The sequence below is a fragment of the Massilia suwonensis genome, assembly GCF_042655665.1.
GTDB classification, from domain to species: Bacteria; Pseudomonadota; Gammaproteobacteria; order Burkholderiales; family Burkholderiaceae_D; genus Telluria; species Telluria suwonensis.
Window position 1 is genome coordinate 93152 of the sequence record NZ_JBHSMR010000010.1, and the last position, 6000, is coordinate 99151.

Annotated in this window: 3 protein-coding genes and 1 pseudogene; 2 read left to right on the forward strand and 2 right to left on the reverse strand. The window is 61.7% G+C overall.

Annotated features, from left to right (window positions below):
• Positions 1-20 precede the first annotated feature (20 nt).
• Both ACFPQ5_RS06615 and ACFPQ5_RS06620 read right to left on the reverse strand, forming a co-directional pair.
• Positions 21-1418, reverse strand: a complete 1398-nt coding sequence (locus tag ACFPQ5_RS06615; protein WP_379752569.1) for an aromatic ring-hydroxylating dioxygenase subunit alpha — start codon at positions 1416-1418, stop codon at positions 21-23.
• 116 nt (positions 1419-1534) lie between these two features.
• Positions 1535-2002, reverse strand: coding sequence for a bacteriohemerythrin (locus ACFPQ5_RS06620; protein WP_379752571.1), 468 nt, complete (start codon positions 2000-2002; stop codon positions 1535-1537).
• A gap of 280 nt (positions 2003-2282) precedes the next feature.
• Here ACFPQ5_RS06620 and ACFPQ5_RS06625 point away from each other — a divergent pair, with 280 nt between their 5' ends.
• Complete coding sequence (locus ACFPQ5_RS06625; RefSeq protein ID WP_379752573.1) at positions 2283-4568, forward strand: hybrid sensor histidine kinase/response regulator; 2286 nt, start codon at positions 2283-2285, stop codon at positions 4566-4568.
• Between the two features lie 1130 nt (positions 4569-5698).
• A pseudogene (locus tag ACFPQ5_RS06630) lies at positions 5699-5908 on the forward strand (DNA-binding protein); the annotation flags it as partial.
• Positions 5909-6000 lie beyond the last annotated feature (92 nt).

Consider the following 6000-nt stretch of genomic DNA (forward strand, 5'->3'; position numbering starts at 1 on the left):
GGATGCTGGCGGCTGGATTATCATTCTGCGGTCATCAGCTCGTGCCAGTACTTCCACCATGCCCACTGGGTGTCGTCCTTGGTAAAACCGTCGCCCACATGCCCCGGACCCGGCCAGCCTTCCGGTGCGCCCTTGTCGAACTTGGCCTGGTACTTCAGCGTGATGGTCTTGGCCATGGCGCCTTTCGCCACTTCGGTCTGGTGCGGCCAGGTGTCGGAGTCTTCCATCTCGACCATGCCCGAGGTGCCCAGCATCTGGACCGACTGGCGCAGCATGCGTGCCTTCAGTTCCGGCGGCGTGTCCTTTTCGGCGAAGATCCAGTTCATGAACTCGAGCTGGTTCGGGCCCTTCGGGATGTAGGCGTGCAGGGCGCAGGCGCCGACGATGGTGCCGTCGGGCTGCGGCAGGTAGATGAATTCGAACAGGCCGTTGGGGAAGAAGCCGCCGACCTGGGGCGGACGCCAGGACATCAGCTGGAGCTGGCCGTCGTCGAAACGTTCCAGCAGTTCCGGGACCATCGCGGGAGTGATCCCGGGTGGCGGCAGGGCGGTCAGTTTCTCGACCGCCGTCAGTTCGGCCGGGTTCTTGCCGGTCAGGCGCACGATCTTGCGGTCGAGGTCGATGCAGCGCAGGGCGTGGCCCTGGTCGGTCCAGACTTCGCAGCCATACATTTCCGGCGACAGGTCGGCGCCTTTGCCTTCGGCATCCGGTTTTTTCGCGTAGGGGCCGACCTCGGCCAGCCAGCGATGCAGGGTCAGCGTATGGAAACCGTCGGCGGCCGACTGCTCGCACGCGGTCTTCCAGTTGGCGTTGATGCGGAAGCGCTGCGGCGGGCCCAGCACTTCCAGGCCGCCCTTGGTGCGCAGGAACAGGGTGTCGAAGTAGTACTTGGCGTCGCCGAAGAATTCTTCGAGGCTGGGGCCGTCGATGCGCCAGGTGGCGAAGATCAGGCCCCCGTACAGGGCAACCCGCGCCTTCTTGAGGCCGAGTTGGTCTTTCGGGGTCATGTGGCCGTGCATGCATTCCTTCTCGACCGGTGCGCCGATGAAGTCGCCGTTGGGCTTGAATGCCCAGCCGTGGTAGATGCACATGTGGACGTTGGTGTTGCCGGCGTCGTGGGTCTGCACTTTCATGGCCCGGTGCGGGCACACGTTGAGCGAAACGTGGATGTCGCCATCGCGGTCGCGGGCGACGATGACCGCGTCCGAACCCATGTCGCGCGTGATGAAGTCGCCCTTGTTCGGAATTTCGGTCTCGTGACCCAGGAAGATCCAGGTCTTTCCGAAAATCCGTTCCATCTCGAGCTCGTACAGCTCGGGGTCTGACAGGGCCCGCACCTTGACTTCGCGGGTCTCGTGGTTGATGAGGTCCGAGATCCTGGTCCCGTCCCGCAGTCTCGTTTCGGCATTCTGGTGCATCGTCGTCTCCTTTGTTTTAACTGCCTCTGAATTGTACACAAATCAGAATTATGTTCAACAAAAGGATGTCGCTGACGCCGATTTATTTTGCGTGCGCTATCTGCACCACAAGGAGACTAGGGCGGCGTGGGCGGTGGAGCGGACGCGCCCGCCCGGCGCAGCACGACGGGAATGCCGCCCATGCGCTTCTTGACGAGCCATTGGGCAAGAGACGCGTCCATGTAATCGGCATGGCCCGGAAACCAACGGGCCAGCTCGCGCGCGAGTGCGCGGCAGGTCGCCTCATGCCCGCCGCCGGCGAGCAGCGTCTGCACTTCATGTACTGACGCCAGTACGGCCTTATGCTCGTCGATATGACATTCGGCAGCAGGGAAACCGGTCGAGAGCATCCACTCGCGCTCTTCATCGAAGTGGCGCCCGGCGTGGTCGGCGAAGGCATCCAGGAGACGGCTTAGCTCCTTGTTGGGTGCCGACAGCATGGCGCCGACCAGGTCCACGAATTCGCGGTGAGTCGCATCCATGCCGCCATGACCGAGCAGGAAGCGGTCGGACCAGGTGAAATTCTCTTCGTGGTTCGCTGACACGTGTGCGCCTTCTCGAAAATAATATGTGACAAATATTCTAAAAATGTCCATCAAAATGGTAGCACAGGTTTGCGGGTGTGCAGGGTGGCCGGGAGAGATTGCCGGATAGCGTGCGCGACGCGCGCTTCAGCTGGGATAGGTACAATCCGTCCTCCGGGGCCAGTCGCGCGCCGAATCGAAGGTAAACACGCTCACGATGTCCATAATGTCACCAACACCAACACCAGCAACGTCGTCCAGCGCCGCTGCTCCTGCCGATCGCCCCAGCGGCAGGCCCGGCATGCGCGAGCTGGTGCAGACCCACGACTGGTCGGCGACGCCGCTTGGCCCGACGACGCAATGGCCCGCCAGCCTGAAGGTCATCGTCGCGCTCATGCTGGACTCGACGGAGCCGATGGTGGTCTGGTGGGGCCGCGAATCGCTTCAGATCTATAACGACGCGTATGCGCCACGGGTCGACAGCGGCGACGGCGTCCTCGCGCTCGGGCGGCCCGCCGCCCGGAGCTGGAAGCATGGCTGGGCCTTGCTGCGTCCTCAGGTCGAGCTCATATTGGCCGGCCAACCCTCGACAGGCTACGTGGATTTCCTGGTGAGCATCGAGCGCGACGGAAGGATCGAGGATACGTTCTGGAACTACTCGCTGACCCCTGTGCGCGATGATGGTGGCGCGATCCAGGGCGTACTGCTGATCTCGAGCGAGACGACCGAGCGTATCCTGACAAGGCGCCGCCAGCGGACACTGGATTTTTTACGGCATGAACTTTCCAGTGCTGACACCATCGATGCGCTGGGGGGCGCACTCGATGCGGCAGTTCGATCCAACCGGGACGATTTGCACGGCGCGCAGCTCACAGGGCTTCACACGGTGGGGATGGGGACAGCCCGGACGCCACTTCATGAGTGTGTGACGGCGCCCGAGGTCGGCATCGATGTCGACCTTGGCATCGTCTTCCGGCGCTCGCCGAAAGTTGCGCCGAATGCAGATTACCGGCTCTTTCTCGAACAATTCACGCTGCTGGTGGCAACTGCCCGCCACCGCATCGACAGTGAAGCGCTACGCAGGGCCGTGGAAGCCGAGCGTGACCGGCTGTTGCTCGATGCGCCGGTCGGCGCAGCCGTCATGATCGGCGAAGAGCTGGTCTATCACCTGGTCAACCCGATCTACGCGATGGTCAGCGGCCGGCCGGCAAGTGCGATGGTGGGCCGGCCTTTCGTCGAGGTCTTCCCTGAACTGCAGGGAGCACCCGTGCACGAGCAATTCAAGGTGGTGTATCGCGCCGGAGAACCCTACGTTTCGGAACCGACGCTGGTACAGATCCACCGTCATGGCGGCGCGCTCGACGACCGCTACTTTACCTATAACCTGGCGCCGCTGCGCACCCTCGCCGGCGAAGTATACGGGCTGATGGTGATCGCCGTCGACATCACTGTCCAGGTCGATTCGCGCGCCGAGGTGGAGAAGCTGAACGTCGAGCTGCAGGCCGCGGCCAGGGCGAAGGATGAGTTTCTGGCGCTGCTGGGGCATGAACTGCGCAACCCGCTTGCGCCGATCGTCACCGCGCTGGAATTGATGCGCATGCGTGACAGTTCCACACAGCGCGAACAGGTCATCATCCCCCGTCAAGTCACCCATTTGACACGCCTGGTCGACGATTTGCTCGACGTCTCACGGATAACGCGTGGCAAAGTCGAGTTGCGGAAGGAAGTGGTGGACGTCCGCGAGGTGCTGGCCCGGGCGGTGGACATGGTAACGCCCCTGATTGCTCAAAAAAACCAGCGCCTGCACGTCGATATCGCCTCCGCACAGTGGTACGGCGACCCGGCGCGCCTGGCGCAAATCGTCTCCAACCTGCTGACCAATGCTTCCCGCTACAGCCAGCCGGAAGCCGATATCGTCGTTCGTACCGCTGTCGCGGACGGCGAACTGGAAATCGAGGTATCCGACAACGGCACGGGCTTGTCGGCGGACCTGCTGCCGCGGATCTTCGAGCCCTTCACGCAGGGTGAGCGCACGCTGCATGGTGCCGTCGGCGGGCTCGGGATCGGCCTTGCGCTGGTGAAGAACCTGACGGAGCTGCATGGCGGCTCCGTGGCGGCGCGCAGCGCAGGTATCGGCAAGGGCAGCACCTTTACCGTGCGACTGCCCTTGACATCGGAAGCGATGGCGCCCGAGCCTGCAACAGCCGTGCCGCCCGCGCCGTCCCTCCGCAAGCAACAACACGTCCTTGTGGTGGACGACAATATCGATGCGGCCGATACCCTGGCCGAGATACTGCGCGCTTATGGGCACGTCGTCACAGCCGTCTACACGCCCGAGGATGCTTTACAGGCCTTCATGCAGCGGCACGTGGACCTTGCCATCCTCGACATCGGATTGCCCGGGACCGACGGGTACGAGCTGGCCGACCTGATGCGCGGCACCGGACACAACGCGAGCGTTCGGTATGTCGCGTTGACCGGATTCGGGCAGGCGATCGATCAACAGCGGAGCGCGGGCGCAGGATTTGCGGCACACCTGGTCAAGCCTTTGGCGTCGGATGCCCTGGCCGCATTGCTGGGCATATAACGCAGGTGCGCCCTGTTGAAGCTCGAAGCTTGCGTGCCGAAGCCGGCACGATGTCATGCCACCCGTCCGTGCGCGTGGGACGATGCCGGAAGCCCGGCGATCCGGTTTACCGTCGGACCAGTGCTCCGGGCCAGCCGTTATTGGAGCAGAGACGCCGCAAACAGTTGTGATGTCTGCTTTCGGTGAGGAGCCGACGTCCGCAGCCGCCATGAGACGCTACGTGGCAGTCGTATTGGCAGAGCAACAGTGCCACGGCCCAAGCACATCGGGATCGAAGCAGGCCCCATGATGCGCAAGGGCGAGATGAAGTCGAGTAGTGAATTGCCGCGTATAAGCGCAACAACTTGCTAGTAGGCCTGTCAGCCGGCTTGCCGGGAGGAGGGCGCCGATCGGCGAGGCACGTCGGTCGTGCCCGACTTGGTGCATGCAATGGTCGGGCAAAGATCTCCCAACCAAAATCGGGGGCGAATACTGTCTGGGTTCCATCGTCCATGGCAGCGGCTCTGCACGCGCTGCACTACTATTATGCCGATGCGCTGGCGATCCAGCAGGAACGGAAAAACTCGGAGGACACGGCGCCTCACCAGCCAGCACCTAGTCCACTTGCTTAGGCATAGCGTTGTCACGCGCGAGTTTGTGGGGGAGACACTGTGGCGGATGGCGCGGGTCGTCGACCGACAGGCCACTGGCGACGCGGCTTCCAGACCCCGGCGGGCAATTTCGAGGATTCACTCGGGTTCCAAACCACTCATGACCTTGTTTATCAGATTGTGAAAGCGAGGCGGATATACGGAATTGCTGCGTTACAGTTCGGCCTTGACCTAGAGGCGCAGGAAACGCAGTGAGCGTTAGCCGTCCTACCTGACTTTTGCGAGGTGCTGCTATGCCTGCGCCTCATTCTGATTCGGTAGGTCTCAAATGCAAACCGCCGCGGCGCGTTGCACAGTTCCGCCAAGGCGACTTAAGCAGCATTGTCAAACGGAGAACACGCGATCGCAACGTCCACGCCATTTTTGACATTATAGACGTAATGTCATATTTAATGCAGTATTCGTTCAATTCTTTACGTAATACGTTATATTACTTACCGGATAATCTGAGGACTGACCATGAGTGCATCAGTAGCCGCAATGGACGAGGAAATCGCCAGCGCCGTTGCTTCGTTGCGGAAGCAATTTCCAAACACACTCGACCTCTATCGCGAGGTTTGCGTCTTGCTTTTCTTCCGGCATGGCATCACCCCCACGGCAAATAAGCTGTACCAGCTAGTCCGAAAAGGGAGCATGTCGGCACCAACTCAAGCGCTAAACCGATTTTGGGGTACGCTGCGCGAGGGATCGACTGGCGATCGTGACGGCAGGTTCGGTAATCCCCCCACAAAAAGAGCGCGGTTAGAAGTAGAATTTTCTACTTAAGAACAGAAAGCTCTACA